The 16,947-nt window shown below is 53.5% G+C and carries 13 protein-coding genes; 7 read left to right on the top strand and 6 right to left on the bottom strand.

Annotation, left to right across the window (positions count from 1 at the left end):
• Positions 1-17: 17 nt before the first annotated feature.
• Positions 18-2,921: a hybrid sensor histidine kinase/response regulator gene (locus Poly51_RS07270; RefSeq protein WP_146455840.1), complete on the bottom strand. Its 2,904-nt coding sequence runs from the start codon at positions 2,919-2,921 to the stop codon at positions 18-20.
• Positions 2,922-3,406: 485 nt separating this feature from the next.
• Between Poly51_RS07270 and Poly51_RS07265 the strand changes: the two genes are divergently transcribed.
• The 5 genes from Poly51_RS07265 (at position 3,407) to Poly51_RS07245 (ending at position 9,086) form a co-directional block, all read left to right on the top strand.
• Positions 3,407-3,781, top strand: coding sequence for a response regulator (locus Poly51_RS07265; RefSeq protein WP_146455838.1), 375 nt, complete (start codon positions 3,407-3,409; stop codon positions 3,779-3,781).
• A gap of 49 nt (positions 3,782-3,830) precedes the next feature.
• Positions 3,831-4,295: a chemotaxis protein CheX gene (locus tag Poly51_RS07260; protein WP_186775406.1), complete on the top strand. Its 465-nt coding sequence runs from the start codon at positions 3,831-3,833 to the stop codon at positions 4,293-4,295.
• A 522-nt stretch (positions 4,296-4,817) separates the two neighbouring features.
• Positions 4,818-5,519 (top strand): hypothetical protein, encoded by a 702-nt coding sequence (locus tag Poly51_RS07255; protein ID WP_146455834.1) that lies wholly within the window; start codon positions 4,818-4,820, stop codon positions 5,517-5,519.
• A 23-nt stretch (positions 5,520-5,542) separates the two neighbouring features.
• Positions 5,543-7,894, top strand: coding sequence for a PAS domain-containing sensor histidine kinase (locus Poly51_RS07250; RefSeq protein WP_186775405.1), 2,352 nt, complete (start codon positions 5,543-5,545; stop codon positions 7,892-7,894).
• A 64-nt stretch (positions 7,895-7,958) separates the two neighbouring features.
• Positions 7,959-9,086: a response regulator gene (locus tag Poly51_RS07245; protein ID WP_146455830.1), complete on the top strand. Its 1,128-nt coding sequence runs from the start codon at positions 7,959-7,961 to the stop codon at positions 9,084-9,086.
• Between the two features lie 101 nt (positions 9,087-9,187).
• Here Poly51_RS07245 and Poly51_RS07240 read toward each other — a convergent pair whose 3' ends face one another.
• The 4 genes from Poly51_RS07240 to Poly51_RS07225 all read right to left on the bottom strand — a co-directional run bounded on the left by Poly51_RS07240 (position 9,188) and on the right by Poly51_RS07225 (position 13,617).
• Complete coding sequence (locus Poly51_RS07240; protein ID WP_146455828.1) at positions 9,188-9,808, bottom strand: hypothetical protein; 621 nt, start codon at positions 9,806-9,808, stop codon at positions 9,188-9,190.
• Complete coding sequence (locus tag Poly51_RS07235; protein ID WP_246114323.1) at positions 9,805-11,916, bottom strand: serine/threonine-protein kinase; 2,112 nt, start codon at positions 11,914-11,916, stop codon at positions 9,805-9,807. Before Poly51_RS07235 ends, Poly51_RS07240 begins: the two co-directional genes overlap by 4 nt.
• Positions 11,917-12,080: 164 nt before the next feature.
• The gene (locus Poly51_RS07230) at positions 12,081-12,704 is read right to left on the bottom strand and encodes a hypothetical protein (protein ID WP_146455824.1); all 624 of its coding nucleotides are present in this window, start codon (positions 12,702-12,704) and stop codon (positions 12,081-12,083) included.
• A 103-nt stretch (positions 12,705-12,807) separates the two neighbouring features.
• Complete coding sequence (locus Poly51_RS07225) at positions 12,808-13,617, bottom strand: hypothetical protein (RefSeq protein ID WP_146455822.1); 810 nt, start codon at positions 13,615-13,617, stop codon at positions 12,808-12,810.
• Between the two features lie 631 nt (positions 13,618-14,248).
• Between Poly51_RS07225 and Poly51_RS07220 the strand changes: the two genes are divergently transcribed.
• Positions 14,249-14,464 carry a hypothetical protein gene (locus tag Poly51_RS07220; protein WP_146455820.1) on the top strand — a complete coding sequence of 72 codons (216 nt, stop codon included), beginning with the start codon at positions 14,249-14,251 and terminating at the stop codon, positions 14,462-14,464.
• Between the two features lie 160 nt (positions 14,465-14,624).
• On the top strand, positions 14,625-15,473 hold the full coding sequence (locus Poly51_RS07215) for a DUF2314 domain-containing protein (RefSeq protein WP_246114322.1): 849 nt from the start codon (positions 14,625-14,627) through the stop codon (positions 15,471-15,473).
• On the opposite strand, the gene Poly51_RS07210 is transcribed toward Poly51_RS07215, so the two are convergent.
• Complete coding sequence (locus Poly51_RS07210; RefSeq protein WP_146455817.1) at positions 15,470-16,945, bottom strand: sulfatase; 1,476 nt, start codon at positions 16,943-16,945, stop codon at positions 15,470-15,472. The two genes, Poly51_RS07215 and Poly51_RS07210, sit on opposite strands and share 4 nt — an antisense overlap.
• Between the last annotated feature and the right edge of the window lie 2 nt (positions 16,946-16,947).

Here is a 16,947-nt window from a genome sequence, read left to right as displayed (position 1 = left end):
ATGAAATTCCTTTTGGATTAGCTAACCGTTTGCAATGGACGACGACTCGCGGATGTCGACTTCGGCTTCAGCCGTTCAACAGCCGCAAGAAGTTTCTCTCGGTCCATCTTGACCTGATAATCGTCGACGCCGCACTCCTGTCCTCTTCGTACGTCTTCATCGCCGGCTAGCGAAGTCAACGCGATAACCGGAACATGGGCCGTTCGCGAATCGCCTTTTAGCGTCGCACAAAACTCGAATCCATCCATTCGCGGCATCTGAATGTCGGTCACGACAAGGTCGAAGCCGTCGGGATCTGCGGACAGCTTTTCCCAGGCCTCTTGTCCGTCGTCTGCTTCAGTGATTTCATAGCCGTTCGCGACGAGGTGCTTTTTGACTTGGTTGCGAAAGAACTTCGAATCTTCTGCGAGCAGAATTCTTGTTACCAATGCCTCGGCCCCAGCGGCTTCCTTCTTCGGTTGACACCAATCCGGATGTGCGGTCAGCACGAGTTCAAACATGTCAAGCAGGCGAGTCGCCGTACCGTCGATGACCAATGATCCGATCACACCAGGTTCACGAAGCGTGGTGTCATCGACAACTGCGGTAACGCTGCGAACGTCATGCAGAATCGGCGCGACCAATCCGACTTCTCGACCATTGGTTTCGAACACCACGACGAACAGTCGATCCTGTTCGTTTCGCGGTTTCGATTCGATATGATCTTCGAGGCAAAGCAACGGCAGCGTCGACGCTGGATACTGCAGCAGCATTTGCTCGCCAACTCGAATAGTCTGAGACAATTTGATTCGCTCGATCCGAGAGACAAGCCCCATCGGTACGGCAAATTGCTCACCCGGTGAATTGTCGAACAGAAGTAAGCGTTGAGTGTCCCCAGCGACGTTTTCGGATTCGGCATCTGCCGCCGCCGCACATGCAGCAACATCGTTGGATGTTCCTAGTTCAGCGTGTTGGCTAATGCCCGAGATATCCAAAATCAAAGCGACGCGTCCGTCACCAAGAATGGTAGCTCCCGATAGGCTTCGGCAGTTTTTGAGATGGTGACCGAGCGGCTTGACAACGATTTCTTCGGAATCGAAAAGGCCGTCAACGATGATTCCGTATCGCAGTTGTCCAGTTTCGACAACGATAATATTGATGGCGCCGTCGGATATTTTGCTAGATTCTAGGTTCGTTGCATTCTTGACTACTAAAACGTCGCCGAGCCGAACAAGCGGAAGCAAGCTACCACGCAACCGTAGCACCTCCGCATCTTTCACTCTGCCAATGCGATTGGCTACCTCGGTACCTCGGACGCGGACAAGCTCGACGATATTCGCCTGAGGTATCGCAAAACGGTCTTCAGATGCTCGCACGATTAAGGATGGGATGATTGCCAGCGTCAACGGCAAGGTGACTTCGATTTTCGTTCCCGCACCCAGTTTTGAGCTGACTTCGACTGTGCCGCCAAGGCGTTCAATGTTGGTTCGCACCACGTCCATCCCAACACCACGTCCACTGACGTCACTGAGCTTTTCCGCAGTTGAAAACCCTGGCATAAAGATCAAGCGATAGGCGTCGCGATCCGACATCGAAGTCGCCTGATCCTGACTGATCAAACCTTTTTCGACGGCCTTTGACTTGATGACATCGACATTGATTCCGGCGCCATCGTCCGAAATTTCAATGCAGACCTTGCCGGACTGATGGAATGCACGCAGCCGTAAATTTCCCTGCGATGGCTTTCCCTTCGCTTGGCGAACGGCTGGCATTTCCAAGCCATGGTCTACCGCATTTCGAACTAAATGCGTCAACGGGTCGGCAATCGCTTCGACGATCGTTTTATCGACTTCGACTTCCTTGCCTTGGATATCCAGTTGGCATTGCTTGCCTAGCTTGGCACTTAGGTCTCGTACGACGCGAGTAAACCGAGTGAAGACATTGCCGATCGGCTGCATCCGAGTCTGCATGATCGCGTCTTGCATCTCGCAGGTGACTTGATTGATCTTGTTGGCGACAGCCTCCAAACCGCTCGTCTCCCCAGTTGCGATTGTTTGCAACAGCTGGTTTCGACCCAACACCAGTTCACCGGCTAGATTCATCAAACGATCAAGCGACTCAACCGAAACACGAATATTCGACTCTGCGTTAACCTTCGTGGCGGCTGCCAGTTCTTGAACGGGTTTGGGGTCAGGGATCGTCGCTGGCACTGCAGATGGCGACGCGATTTCGGGCGCAGGCTCGGCGACGGCCGGTGGACCTGCGGCGAGTGACGATGCTACGGGAGCCGCTTTGGCTGCGGATTTTCTCGCGGGTGCCTTCTTAGGTGCTGGCTTGCTAACCGCTGCCTTTTTCGCCGCTGGTTTCTTGGTCGATGTTCGTTTCGCTGCAGGCTTTTTCGTCTTTTTCGCTGGTGTCGGCATGGACTGAATGCAAGTTGTTCCCGATGCTTCCATCGCGGCAATCAAAGCCTCAGCTGCGGCAAGTGAGTCATCTGCGTTGAGTTCAACGTCTTCGATCTCGTCGTCTTCAGTTACTTCTTGCTCTTCGCCGTAGGTTCCTGCTGCAACTGCATCGAGATCAACGATGAAGTCGCCGACATCAACGGAATTCGATTCGCTGACGTTCTCAAGAAGCGTGCGTAGTTGGTCGGCCGATCGGAGCATCACGTCCACCGTGGCCGTCGTCGGAACAAGTGCTCGCTCTCGCATCAGATTTAGCACGTTCTCTAGACTGTGTGCCAATTTGTTAATTGTCGTGAGAGCTAAGAATCCGGCCGCACCTTTGATCGAGTGCACGCCACGAAAGACAGTGTTGACCAAATCGATATCGATATTGGCACCGGCTTCCTCAATTGTCAGCAGTTGGTTTTCGATGTCCGCAAGGTGCTCTGCCGATTCAACGACAAACTCTTGAATGATCTCTGGATCTTCGAATTCCATTGGATACCCCCGTATCACGATACAGTTGTGTGTGGTTGACCTCGCATTGGATGGGGCGAGTAGCGTTGTTCGCAGACCAGACAAACTCTCGCTTGAAAGATTCAACGAGCGTTGGTTCGGATGTACGACCGACGAAAAGGAGGCCCCCAACCGGAGTGACGTTCGTGAGGCCGCCAGTAAGCGAACACGTGTCGTCAAACTTGTTGCAATGAATGTGCCGCACCGCTTAGGCAAAGCAAGCCGAATCCAAAGAGATTTCCAGAAGTAGCGATTGCCCGGAAGATGCGGTCTACGTTGCCCGCTCCAAGGCACTCCATGCGAGTTTCCAACAAGCTTGCATTGATTGCGTGCTACGTTTCTTAGAAGAGAATCTGATTAGGTTGGACAGACCGTTCGATGTATGCATCGAAAATTGCGATGCTCACCGTCTACCTAGTCAGTCGGACCATTTTATTTTCAAATTTACACTTTGGGTTTGAGTTGGCATGAGCAGTCAAAAAGTCTTACTGGTCGACGATTCCGGCGTGATGCGGAAAATCATCGTCCGCGCACTCAATGCGATTAGTATCACGGACGTCGTGGAAGCCGCAGACGGTGCGGAAGCGCTTAAACTATTCAATAGCGATTCTTTCGGATTGGTTCTGACCGACTGGAACATGCCGAACATGAATGGTTTGGAGTTGCTGACAGCGATCCGTGCGACGGGCTCCAAAGTGCCCGTCATCATGATCACGACCGAAGCTGAACAAGGTCGAGTGCTACAAGCAATCCAGGCTGGAGCGAGTAATTACTTGGTCAAGCCGTTCGAACAGGAAACATTACTGAACAAGTTGCAAAAGTACGTCAGCGTGCCTGCCTAGCCGACTTGTCTGTAAACTCTCCACACTGGGGCAAAACATGAAATTAGAAGTGATCAAAGCGTTTCAAGAATCGACGTTTGATGTCTTTAAGACGATGTTGAATGTCGAGGTAACGTCGGACGATGCAGTACCCAGCAACCAGCAGATCTTCTGCAGCGTCAGCGGTACTATCGGACTTACCGGTTCGATAGCAGGTGATGTGATTGTGTGCTTGGATGAGAGTCTCGCCATGCACGTGACCGGCGCAATGCTCGGCCAGGCGTATACGGAGATCGATGATGACGTCATTGACGCGGTAGGTGAGCTGACCAACATGATCGCCGGCAGTGCGAAGGGTCGGCTTGAGCAATACGATCTTAGCCTTGCCTTGCCGACGGTCATTCTTGGAGCTGGTCATCGAATCGGTTTTCGCCAGGGGATCATGCCCATGAAGATACCCTTCACATGTGAATGGGGCACATTCAGCATCAAGCTCGGCCTCGTCGAAGCCAAGACACCACAGCCCATCGGCTAGTTTGGATACGAGTGGTGGTCCGTCGGGTCGCTTGTCGTCTACCGCAGCTCAACCTTCGGATATTGTTCAGAAAAAGGTCAGCAAAGAACAAAGTGGACACCAAGAACTCCATCGCCTTCGCAAATGAGTACGATCCTACTTAAGCTTGACCGAAGGATTGCGACGGTATGCTGGATCTTTTCACGCCAGCCCTCTGTCCGGGTTCGATCTGTAAATCCAAATCGACGTTGGCGTGACCGCCTAGATCCTGACTTCGTTCAATACTCATGCTCGACCGCTGCATCCGTCGCGTGTCGCTGAGATACCTAGTCTACGTGCATGAGAGCCTTCGCAGCCTCGCAACTGCGAGAGGCCATAGCATCGGGACAATCGGCGCCGCATCTTTGAGGCCGCAATTTTTGACGTCAAGTCAAGAAAACGTTCTCTCAAGCCATCAACTCTGACCCACAGTTACAGCGTTGGAGGGGCAAGCACTTTGCGAATGTAATAGCGGGTGCTCTTCAATCGGATGTCACAACCGACATGAAGAAAACAGTCAACATCATGGGGCACATGAATATGATGATAGAGGGCAATGATGCGATTCCGATCGCATCGGACAGTCGAATTTTTCGCACAGCAGCCCTCTTTGGGTTTGCTTGGATCGCGAGCGTTTCGTTTGGTTTCTGGACGCTGTTGGACCATGACACCGCAAGTAACGACGGCGAGTCTTCGTTTGCCGAAGTTGTTCCTGTCTCGTTAACACAGTCCGCCGTCTGCGTCTCACGAACCGACTTGGCAGACATGGTCCCTGATAAGGGCTGTCTTCACATTGTCGTAGCAATGCATCCGAAGTGCCCGTGCACGCGAACGACTTTGTCACAGCTTGAACGATTGCTCGCCGAAGCACCCGCATCGACCAAGTGTACGTTCCTTGTATCGAAGCCGCGGAATCGTCTGGCATCTTGGATCCAGTCGGATACCACGGATATGGCTAAGTCGTTCGCGAATTCTGAGATCTTTGTTGACATCGATTCTGAACGAGCCAGAAAGCTGGGCATGGCCCACTCTGGAACGGTCTTGATCGTAAGACCCGATGGAACGCTTTCCTTCATGGGTGGCATTACTGCCGGACGCAGCTGCTCCACTGAAAATCCGGGCTCTTTGTCCGTTGCGAGTCTCCTTCGCGGAGAGTCCGCACCCCTGCTAGCGACGCCGACGTTCGGATGTCCGCTAACCCACTGATCAAGATCTTTCGGAATCGAACGATGTTCTTGCACCAACGATCAAAGCACATGCCCGTCACAGCAAAGGCTGTGTTTGATGGGATGCTTCAAGATACCCACAAAACAACCGATCGCATTTTTGCGTTCATCATGTCCGTGCAATGGATTTTCGGCGTTCTATGTGCGTTCTTCGTATCGCCACTTTCGTGGGACGGCGAAATCAGTCGAACTCATCTTCATGTCTGGGCGGCGATTTTTTTGGGTGGCGCTATAACGGCATTGCCGATCGCCCTCGCTATCAAGTTACCCGGTCATCTGATCACGCGACTTTCCGTCGCAACTGGCCAACTGATGTACTCGGCACTCTTGATCCATCTGATGGGCGGACGCATCGAGGCTCACTTCCATATATTCGTATCGTTGGCGATACTTTCGGCCTATCGTGACCGGGTCGTCTTTCTTCCGGCGGTTGCGATCACCGTTTTGGATCACTTTGTCCGTGGCTATCTTTGGCCCCAATCCGTTTTTGGTGAATTCGCGGTTGTTTCTTGGCGCCCCTTCGAACATGCCGCCTGGGTTTTGTTCGAAACCGTTTCATTGTGCTATCTGATCGGGCAGAATCTCGAGCAAAGTGCGATCGTCGCCGATCTGCATGTTGCGCTTAAGGCGGATCGCGACGACCTCGAATCCAAAGTACTTGAAAGGACCTTCGAGCTCGACGAAACAAGAGTCTTCCAAGAACGCATTCTCGATTCAATCGACGCTGAAATTTGCATTCTTGATCAAGACGGCATGATCTTGTTTGTCAACGAGCGCTGGCGCAATTTCGTTGCGACGAATGCCGGTGACCAACGGTCAACAGAAACCGGCGCGAACTATCTCGATGCTTGCGACCGTGATGACGGACCGCTTGGGAAACAGTCAAAGAACCTCGCCGTTGCACTACGACAAATCGCAGCAGGTCAACTCGATTCCTTCGTCGATGAGTACCCTTGCCACCATGGTGAAACAGAACGCTGGTTCCATGTCCGCGTCAATCGAATCGCGTTGCGAGAAATTAACGCGATCGCGTTGGTTCATGTCGAAGTCACCGAAGCCAAGCTTGCCCAACAGCGTGCTGCATCGCTTGCAAAGCTGGTGCTTGATTCGCCCGACGAAGTGTACATTTTTTCGAAAGAACGATTCAATTTTGTCGAAGTCAATCATGGAGCTTGCAAAAATCTTGGCTATGACCGCGAGACCCTGCTTTCAATGTCTCCGTTCGACATCAAACCCCAACTCAGTGAAAGTGATCTAAGGGAACTGATGGAAGACTTGTTAGCAGGAAAAGTGGAAACGATCAACTTTGAAACAGCTCATCGCCGAAGTGATGGAACGGATTATTGGTGTCGTCTAAATCTTCACTTAAGCGTCCTAGAGAGTGAAGAGGTTGTCGTTGCTTTCGTAACTGACATTTCCGATCGCAAGCGTCTTGAAAGTCAATTGTCACAGGCTCAAAAACTCGAGTCGGTAGGACAACTCGCCGCTGGCGTTGCGCACGAAATCAACACACCGATGCAATGTGTCTTTGGCAATGTCGAGTTTTTGCAAACCAGTTTCGAACGCCTATTGGCTCTTTCCGACCATGTAGTGACACTGCTAGAAAAAAGCGAACTGCAATGGTCCGAGGAACGCAAGACGCTGTCTGAATTGCGAGAAAAATACAAGTACGACTATCTTCGCATTCAAACGCCTGAAGCAATCAAGGAAGCCACCGATGCGTCGTCACGAGTGATCTCAATCATTCGTGCCATGAAAATCATGTCCCATCCGGGCTCAACCCGAAAATCATCGACAGACATTCACGAGATGATCGATCAAGCCTCGATCATCACCCGAAGTCGCTGGAAAAACGTTGCAACGATTGAATTTGACTTCGATGCTGACTTGCATACCGTCGACGTCTTACCCGCTGAAATCAGCCAAGTGTTCATCAATTTGATCGTCAATGCTGCGGATGCTATTGCGGAGAAAATCGGGCCAGAATCTTCTGAACTTGGCAAAATCACGGTTGCGACGCGACTTGAAAGTGATTGGATCCGCATTGCGATCCGTGATTCGGGGACTGGAATTCCCAAATTGCTTCAAGAGAGAATTTTCGATCCGTTCTTTACAACAAAGGAAGTGGGAAAAGGCACTGGCCAAGGGCTGTCCATTAGCCACAACGTGATCGTCAACTGTCACTCCGGGACGATGGACGTCGAGAGCGTTGACGGTGTTGGTACGACGTTCATCATCCGGATACCGAGATTTCCTTTGGAAGACGCGATCCCATCCCAAACCAATCACAACCCAGTTCCGTTGATCACAAATCCTGATTTAAGTGGTCTTCCGACGACATCGACTTCTTACTGAGTTACCTAAATTTTTCGTCTATTCCGCGCAGTGATTTCTTGAAAAGAGACAAGCAATTTCCATCATGAGTAAGCAAATACTATTCGTCGACGACGACCCGTCGCTTCTTAGCACAATGAAGCGTAATCTGGGATGTGACTATACTGTCCACACGGCCGAGGGCGCTGAGATGGCCCTTAAAACCGTTTCGCAACAAGGGCACTTTTCGGTCGTGATCGTTGACATGCAGATGCCAAAGATCAATGGTGTCGAAACCATCAAGCTGTTGCGAGAGCAGATGCCTGATGCGGTGTTCGTCATGTTGACAGGAAATCAAGATGTTACGACTGCGATCAACGCTTTGAACGAGGGTCAGGTGTTTCGGTTTTTAAACAAGCCGTGCAAGACAACCGAAATATCGGCTGTGATTGACGCAGCGCAAAAACAGCACAACCTGTTGATCGCTGAAAAGGAGTTGCTTAGCGGTACGTTTGCTGGGGCGATCAAGCTAATGACGGACGTCATTGAGATGCAAGAGCATCAACCGGTTGATACAGGAAGAATGGCGGCATCGCTTGAGGAACTCGCATCACGGATGTCGATCGAGACCGGATGGGAGGAAAAGGTCGCCGCACGGGTATTCACCCTCGGGATTGCGATGCTAGACACCGATCAAAAGCGAAAGTTCCTTTCGCTGGATCCCACCGACGACGAACATAAGCGATTGTTTGGTTGGATTTGCAAGCAGTCAGCGACGCTCATTTCCCGTTTACCGAGAATGGCCTGGATCGTTGATACGCTAAAGGCCGTACCGGCCGCAGATCGGCTAGAAACAAACGCCGATCGACAAGCAAAGGCAGCCACTCTTCTTCGGATCGTTTTCTATTGGAATTTCCTGACCAATCGAGGCTTATCTGTTGAAGCGACCACTTCTCATATCACAAAGCTGATGCCGAATCTCGGCACGAAGCTTGTTCAGGAAATCCAGTGTCTCAATGACAACCGCGACTCCCATGTCGTTAAGTCCGTTCATGTTTCGAAACTTAGACCGGGAATGATCTGTCAGACCGACATCACTTTGCCGGGCGTTGGAACGGTTGTGAAACGAGGCCTGCCTTTGACCGCCGCAATGGTAGACAACCTCGTCCGCTGCGATGGATCTGACGAGAGAAAGATTCAAGTGATCGAAAATTCGATGGTGGGTGTTTTATAGTTCGACCGTGGAAGACACATTGGTGCGAGCTGTAGGCGTTTGGGTCGCTGAAGTTTCGGTGAATCTAGCTCAACAGAATCGGACTTGTGCCTCTTCCCCATTTACGTCACTGCGTATCTTCGGCTGACGACTCCAATGACTCCACTCGTACCCATCAACACGATCAATCCGAAGGCGGTAAGAGCGCCAACGGCACGCAATCGGCCACCGACTTCGATATTCTTCCAAGCCGTGCGGATCTCGTCTTGCTTGCGACCGGTAAATCGAATCTCGACGGCCGCTTCGTATTTGGTCGCCGCACCCTGAGTGACCGTGCCGACATATTGACGGGCGATCAGGTCCGATTCGAATTCTTCATCACTGGGATCATAGAAATCGAACGCGCCGCCGGCCTCCACCAATCGATTCACGTAGGCAGACACGGCCGCCCGTTTCATCCAACTGAGTTCTTCCAACGATTCTTCGGCGGTGTCCCATGGCATCGACACCACAATGACTCGATGCTCGTCGGGCAACGGTTTTTCGTCGATCCATTTCGGTCGGTCCTCGGGATACTCGACGTGATCAAGGGGAGCGACAGACAGTTCCGACGTCACCGGACTTCCGGAAACGGCAGCGGGTGATGATTTTTCCGACGACCAGGCCGAAGACACCATGATCAGCAGAATCCAAGTGGATCCGCCCCAAATGATGGCCGGGCGAAGTGATAACTTTGCGTTCATGCCAGGCTCCTAGATTGATTTTTGCTCGATGCAACCGGTGGTGTCGCGGTGGTGGTGGTCGGCGTCGGTTGTCTTTGATTCACCCAAGGCGCCGACATCTGGACGGCGATCGCGATCCCACCGGCAACCAACATGCCCATCGGTTGCGGGATCGGAAGCACTTGATGAACGCCCCATTCGGCGACCACCGCAACGGCAACCGCCCAGACACTCAAGCGCGTCCGCCGCAACGGATCGACCGGTTTCCACCAACGCAGTACCGCGAACAGCAATGCGTAGTGGGCCATCATGGCCGACCCCATGGGGATTCCGCCATCGGTATAGAACGCTTGGGGCAAAGCCGACGCATCAATGTCTCGCATCAGCCCCACATCCAACGGCAGCATTAGGAATTGATGCATCGCAAACGCTCCCGCGCCGACGCCGCCACCGATTCCGGCTAGGGCGATGCGGCGAGGCAACCCTTCCCCATCTTCGCGTTCCCAAAGCTTGCCAAGTCCCAAAATTGCGAACGAAGCCATCAAGACCACGATCGCCATCCACTGGTACGGGGCGATGGTCATCGCAGTGACCGGACCGCTGCGAAGTCCCACAACGCCTGCAACGGCACCCAGCACCACAGCTGTCATGATCGCGGCGATCCAAGACGTGTTCAATTCAGCGACGCGGTGGATCGAGTGTTTTGCCCGCAGTCCGCTGCGCAAAAATTGTCGTCGTTGTGATCGCGTCATCGGACGCACCGCTGCACCGGAGCTTGTCGCCAATGCCTGAGCCTGGGCGTACGACGGTTGTTGGCGAACGTGCAACACCATTTGCCGAACGATGTAGTACGGAACATAAAAGACGGCAACCACGGACATCAGCGGCAACAGCCAAGACGTATTGACCAACAAGATGAAACCGGCGACCAAGACGAGCGCTGCTTTCGAGCCGGGCGATCGATCTAGCGTTCGCCACCACAAGTTCAGATCATTCAGGCTGTGTCGGATCGCGCGGGCGAGCGGTTCGTCACTAACTTCACTAGGCGATGCGTCGCTTTGGGGCGAATCACTGGAGGACGACGACACCAGTGTTGCCATCACAGGCGAAGCATCCGACGAAAACATGCCGGCCAGCGGTGTCGAAGCGTAGGAACCTTGGTCGGTCGAAACGCCGAGCGACGACATCATTTCGGGCACGCTATGGAATCGGTTGCCTGGATCTTTTTCCAAACACTTGGCGATCGTTGATCGATAGGGTTCGGCGATCGACGAAAGATCCGGCATCGCCGTCATGTGCTTGACGATAATTTCTTGACAGCTTTCACCGTCAAACGGAACTCGGCCCGTCAATAGTTCGTAAAGCACCACACCCATCGCGTAGATATCGATCTCGCGACCGTACTGGCCACGTCCGATCTCCGGCGCCATGTAGTGAAAGGTGCCGACGCTTTCGGTGTGTCCGCCACGATGCGACGTCGAAATGAACTTGCTCAGCCCATAGTCGCCGATTTTGACGATGCCGCTGTCATCGAAAACATTGCCTGGTTTCAAGTCGCGGTGCACCAAGCCGGCCGAGTGCAGATGTTCGACGCCGCTAGCGATCGCGGTGAACCAACGATTGACTTCTTCCGTTGCCAGACCGTCGGGTGAATCGTCGAGTACTTCGCGAAGGTTCGGTCCGGCCACGTACTCCATCACGACCCACCACTGATTTTGGTCGTCTGGGCAAATGTCGTACAAGGACACGAGGTGGGGGTGCTTCAAATTCAAGCAGTGCGAAACACCCCGAAGCTCGACTTCAAGGTTCCGCTGGATTCGCTTCAGTGCCACCTCTTTGCCGGCATCAGTGACTGCGAAATAGACCTCACCAAATCCGCCAACACCGATCCCACGACGAATCGTGTATCGCGGCAATGGCGTCGATCCTGGTGAATAGGCGAAGTTCATTTGTCGTGGAAGAATAGGTTGAGAAGCACGTGTCTCCGCGAGCCGTGAAAAATCGGCTGGGGGTACGGCTGGCGATACTTGGCTGCCGTTTTCGCCCAACACGAACGATCCCGAATTGGATGGCGGGAGTGACGCGTTGCCATTGATGCCGACCCTCAGTTTATCGAAAAGGCGTGACATGACGCGTTTTTTCCCTGAATAAGAATCGGAACTTGGTTTGGAGCTAGCGAATTTCGGCGATCCCGCGGCCACAGGATCTATGGCCTGAGCCCTTGGACACCAGGGCGCGCGAAAAACTCTCTTCCACGCATTTTCGGCCTCAACCAGCTTGTTCATCGGTGCGTTCATGCCGGCTCCAGCGTCATCGTGATCGATCCCAGCGATACCGGTTGCCCGGTCGCCATTTCTTGAAAATGCCCACCCAATCCGAATTTCACCGACCATTGTCCCGATCGGAAAACCATCACTGCAACATCGGTGGCTTCTCGATGCCGAAGATGACACTCGCGTCCGTTGCCGATCACGATGGTTTGGTCGACCAGCACAACGCCGTCAACGTGCTCGTCAAATCGGTGCGGCGGAGCGATCGACAACACGGCCGTCGATGACAGCGGGCTATTGGCCTGCAATTGGACCTTCGCAGTCCCGTCCACGCCAAGAGTTTGCCCCGAACTTACCAATACGGCCGACGACTCAGGCGCGTCGGTCGCGCGGGATGTCTCTGTCCAAAAATAGTCGCCCGCACGGCGGCAGATCGTTCCGGCATGACGAGGCCAATCGGCGAAGACGCCGACGTCGACTTGCCTACCCGATGCGTCGGATTTTGCCAGTGTCGGCTGAACGGCATCGGCCCGGCCGAGCGATAACTGATCACCAATCAACAACAAAAAACCACCGCATCCATCAATCCACAACCGCCAACGTAAAGCTGCGGCAGGGTTCTTTGGAAAGGTGGTTGGAAGGGACACGAGAACATTCCCGTCGTCGAAGGGAGAAAGAAAAAACGCGTCAGGCCTCTCAGCCTGACGCAAAACCGTCGCTTGTCGAACCGCTTCCGTCACATCTTGCAAGCTAGTTCAACTGAATCGATACCAGTGCTCTGGCGTTGTCCTTGGCTGGCGATTCGAAGTAGGTGGAAATTTCATCCAACAAGTCCGCTTCGCTTGGTTGATCCAAGTCGATTTCGCCAAAGTACTCGACATCGACATGCATCGTTTCTTCTTCGACGTCGATGCGCGATGCAATATCGTTCAGCAGTTCACGAGTGTGCGAAAGCTGGCTGTCATCCAAGTTGAACTGGCTAGTCGTTTGTGCGACTCGCAAGGCGCCCAATCGAGCCTGCAAATTCTCGACTTCGACTTCCAATTGCCGCTTCGCACCCAACATCGCATCCATTCGCTCGTGTGCGGCGCTCAATGAACCCTCTCTCGCGGACAACATTTGTTCCAGCTTGTCGGCGGTGGCTTCGCGAGTCTTGAAGCGTTTGAATCGGTTGCCCAAATCGCTTTTGACTTGAACCGAAGTGTAGGTTCGGCCGGCATAGGTATAGGCCGTGCTGTCGCTGCGAAGATCTTCGCTCAAACGCTCGATCTCGCTTTGGCCTTTCGCCAAACGGTCACGAGTTTCTTGCAGCTGTTCTTCCAACCGGGCAACCTGAATCTTCTCGAGTGCGATTCGCTTGGCGTTCTCTTTGATCTCGGGTTCAAGATCAGCGATCATTTGGCGTGCCCGTTTCAGTTCCCATTCCAACGGCACCGCGTCATTGGCCGAACTGCGAAGCCAGTTCACGCCACAACGAGCGTAACTGAAGACGGGTTTGCCCAGCGTGACGCTCGACAAAAGCGCCAACGCCGATCCGGCAAGAATCATTTTCTTAAACATGGGTCTTCCCTCAGGAAAGTTTCTTTCGATGTGGTCGAGCCGGTCCAGGCAACGTGCCTGGTTTCGCTCGACCGATTGAGCGTCACAACCCATGATTCGCGTCCCTCGCCCCGTTCTTGGCTCAAGCTGAAATATTTTTCCGAATCAACCTGACAAATCGTTGGGATGCCGCTAAAGAACGTTCATTTGATGCAATTTCGTGCGATTGCGGCCAAAAACTCACCTCAACCGTCGCGGACCACTCAACGGAGATCATGTTGACGCCAAAGGAAGAATTGCCGACAACAACTTGACATTTACGGCATATAATTACACTGAGGGACAGGAAATGGCCGATATGGTCTGACAGTGCCTGCCGAGTTGGCAATTCGCGACACCTGTGAATCAAATTTGCAACATTCCCGCGCAGCAGAACTCCGTAACCTAAATTACTTAAACCCTTGACCAATTGTGACTTATGGCATGTGCGGCGAGTTCCTAGGAGCTTCCGGCACATTGCTTGCTGTGAACTTGAGTTACCGTTTGCGGCTCTTATGAACAGAGTCGTGCGGCGGTGCGAGCCGATTCCCCCGCACGGGTTTGGTTTGTTTCCCTAATCGCAATGGATTGCCAAGTAACGGAGCCTCATCCGATGACCACATCAAGCGACAACACCGCCGACCCGCTCCCCAACCCAGATTCAAAGCTGGCACTTGCCGGTGAACACTGGTACGAAATGACGGCCACGCTCGCGCCGGAAGCGACTCAGGCGTTTGCGGCTTGGATGGGCGAAGACATCGACCGTTTGACGGAAGAACTTTCCCACTTCGCATCGGCTCGGTCCGTTTTGAAGAGCATCCACCGCTAACAGGCTCTTAGGCGTTCACCTCGGATGACCCGTCGCGTGATTGCCGACGGGTCATTTTTCGTCTGCAGGACTCGAACCTGCCCCCTCCTTGGCCTGGACATGGCTTAAAATCAGGGAATCAAGCGACACCGGTCGCATGGTTCGCCCTGGGGAAATTGCCATGAGTTCATCGCCCGTCTTTCTGAACCCAGAGGATGACAAAGAAATGGAGGCCGCCTGGAAACAGGCTCGGCAATCGTTTCGTTTCTTCTGGCGAGAACTAGCTTGGGAGTATCGACGGATCATTCCGGGACTTGACGTGGCCTGTGTCAAAGTTGCCTTTCGCGATCCACCCGGCCAGACGCCCAGTGACGCACCATCCGTCGAGCACATGTGGATCAATGACGTCCAGTTTGATGGTGATCTGGTAACCGGCACCCTGATCAATTCACCAAACTGGTTGAAGTCCGTCGCCGAAGGGGATGCCATCGCGGTCAAACCGAGCCAAGTTTCAGATTGGATGTACGCGATACACAGCATCGCCTACGGCGGACATACGGTGAACCTGATGCGTCGTCGAATGAAGTCGGGTGAGCGAAAAGAACACGACTCGGCGTGGGGTTTGGATTTCGGCGACCCCGAGATGCTGCGTCTGGTGCCGCCTGATTATATCGGCCAGCCCGCGTTAAAGACGGGTTTCATCCAACGCATCTTCGGCAGCAAACAGGTCACCCAAACCGTCGCCGAGGTTGGCAAACACGAACACCCCATGTCAGAAAACATGGGATCGTCCTTCGATCAATCGCTTACCGAAGATCCAAGCCTGGTGACCTTTGCCGACGACCGAGGCTTCACGTTTCTGCATCAACTCTCACTCGCCGGCAGTCAAAAAGGCGTCGCCGTCATGCTGCGTCACGGCGCCGATCCGAACGCAGTTGCCAACAATACCATGACGCCCCTTCGTCTAGCAAAATCGCTGGGCTGGAAACGAGTGGTCAACGAATTGGAAGCTGCCGGAGCAACGGGCTAAGTGCCCGTCTTTGACTTCGCACACAGCTCCGCCAATCCTGGCAAATACGATTCGTATTCGGGTTTCGCGGCGACGTTCACGGTTGCACCTGGATCGTTGTCGAAATCGATCAACTCGATCGCGTCCAACTCGCCGGTTTTCATGTTTCGCCACTCGGTGTAGCGGAATCGTTCGGTTCGGATGCTGGTTCCCCGCATCGAACCGACGCCGGGTTGATTTCGAAGGTATTGGCTGAACGCGGCCGGTTTGATGGTCGCCGACGGATCCACCAAGATCGGCGTTAGACTCTTCCCTTGACAGTGGGATGGTACTTCCAGTCCTGTCATCTCGCAAAGCGTCGGAAAGACGTCCACAAACTCGGCCATCGAACGCGTTGATCGATTCGGATCCAATCCCGGTGCCGACACGATCAACGGCACACGGGTCGCGATCTCGTAATTGGTGTGTTTGCACCAATCGCCGAAATCGCCGACGTACCAACCGTGGTCACCCCACAGAATCACAATCGTCTTTTCTCGCTGCCCCGAACGCTCCAGTGCATCGAGTAGTTTTCCGACTTGCGCATCGGTGAAGCTGACCGCGGCTCGGTATCCGTGTATCAGTTCGCGAGTCTTGTCGTCGTCCAGAAATTCGACATTCTTGGGGATGTCGGGATAATTCTTCAGTTCGCCCCAGGTCGAGTTTCCGTACGGCACGCCGTCGACGACATCTTTGCGAGGGGGAATCTCGATCGACGATCGGTCATACAAATCCCAGTACTTCGCCGGCGCATTGAACGGCAAATGAGGCTTGATGAAACCGACGGCAAAGAAGAACGGTTTGTCGTGATCGGCGAATCGTTCGATCACCTTAGCGGCGCGTTCGGCAATGTGACCATCGACATAGCGTTCGTCGGCTACATCGCCACCATTTTCGATCGACGGGCCTGCCTTGGGCTGGACTTTCTGGTTATTGGTCTTTTGGGGTTGGGGAACATCGTCGGAATAGTCCTTTAAGTACGAGTGTCCCTTGCCGCGCTGCTGGGGTGCCCAGTCGCTGGCATTCAACGTCCAAGATTCCGCGTCGTCTTTGGGGCTGTGATAGACCTTTCCGAAAAAGGTCGTTTCGTAACCGTTTTGCTTGAAATGTTGGGGCAACGTCAACACATCGGGCATTTTGGATCGAAGCAACGTGCTGAAGTTCCAGCACCCTGTCGTTTCCGGACGACATCCGCTCAATAAACTCGCTCGCGACGCACCGCAAACGGCAACCTGGCAATACGCCCGATCGAATCGAACTCCCTGGCGCGCCAGACGATCGATGTTGGGACTGTGGATGTAGGGGGCTTCGTAACACGCAAGTTCTGGACGTAAATCGTCGACTGCGATCATCAAGACGTTCAGCCGGTCATCGGCGGTTGCGGTGACAGTGAGCAAAAGAAGTGCTGAAAGAAACGAACTCGGTTTCGAAATTTGAGTCAAACTAGATTTCATAG

Source organism: Rubripirellula tenax (genome assembly GCF_007860125.1).
GTDB lineage: Bacteria > Planctomycetota > Planctomycetia > Pirellulales > Pirellulaceae > Rubripirellula > Rubripirellula tenax.
The sequence above is the reverse complement of the archived record's forward strand: the minus strand, read 5'-3'. Positions and strand labels throughout refer to the sequence as shown.